The following is a 1,211-nucleotide window of genomic DNA, read 5'->3' on the forward strand; positions in this document are numbered from 1 at the left end:
TGAGAGTATGAAACTTTTTCTGTAAAATAATGTTTAGAAGGTTCTTCTATGATACAATAAATATCATTAGGAGGGCCTTTTATTATGGCAAGACAAAAGAAACCTGTACATCGTGTACAAATGACAGAAGGAAAACGAAACATCATCCATCAGCTCCTGGAAGAGTACGATATCCAGTCTGCAGAAGACATTCAGGATGCGCTCAAGGATCTTTTAGGCGGCACCATTAAGGAAATGATGGAAGCTGAAATGGATGATCATCTTGGTTACGAAAAATCCGAACGCTCAGATAATGATGATTATCGCAATGGTTATAAGCGGAAACAGGTCAACAGCCGGTATGGCTCGATGGAAATCGAAGTGCCACAGGATCGCAAATCAACATTTGAACCACAGGTTGTGAAAAAACGTCAGAAAGATATTTCCGATATTGATCAGAAGATCATTTCCATGTATGCCAAAGGAATGACTACCCGGCAGATCTCCGAAACCATCGAAGATATTTATGGCTTTGAAACTTCTGAAAGCTTTATTTCTGATGTGACTGATAAGATCCTGCCACAGATCGAAGACTGGCAGAACCGGCCACTGGACGAGGTCTATCCCATTCTCTACATTGATGCAATCCATTATTCTGTAAGGGATAATGGTGTGATCCGAAAGCTTGCCGCTTACGTGATTTTGGGAATCAACACGGAAGGAAAAAAAGAAGTTTTAACCATCAGTGTTGGCGATAACGAAAGCGCAAAATACTGGCTTTCCGTTATGAATGAACTGAAAAATCGTGGTGTCAAAGATGTATTAATCATCTGTGCCGATGGTTTAACCGGAATCAAAGAAGCGATTGCAGCAGCTTTTCCAAAGACGGAATACCAGCGCTGTATTGTACACCAGGTAAGAAACACGTTGAAATATGTCCCGGATAAAGACAGAAAAGCCTTCGCTACGGATCTGAAAACCATTTATCAGGCCACAGATGAAAAGAAAGCTCTGGCAGCCTTAGAGCGTGTAACAGAAAAATGGACACCGAAATATCCGAATTCCATGAAGCGCTGGAAGGATAACTGGGACGCAATCTCGCCGATCTTTAAATTTTCAACGACGGTCAGAACGGTGATTTATACTACAAATGCTATTGAATCCCTGAATTCTACCTACCGGAAACTGAATCGCCAGAGAAGCGTATTTCCAAGCGATACAGCTCTATTAAA

General features: G+C 41.5%; 1 protein-coding gene. It reads left to right on the plus strand.

The features are described 5' to 3' along the window. Nucleotides 1–84: 84 nt before the first annotated feature. Nucleotides 85–1,211: IS256 family transposase (locus tag ACESTK_RS20445; protein ID WP_373120631.1), on the plus strand; the 1,127-nt coding region annotated here is incomplete at its 3' end.

It is taken from the genome of Ruminococcus sp. Marseille-P328, from assembly GCF_964249465.1.
Classification (GTDB): Bacteria; Bacillota; Clostridia; order Lachnospirales; family Lachnospiraceae; genus Blautia_A; species Blautia_A faecis.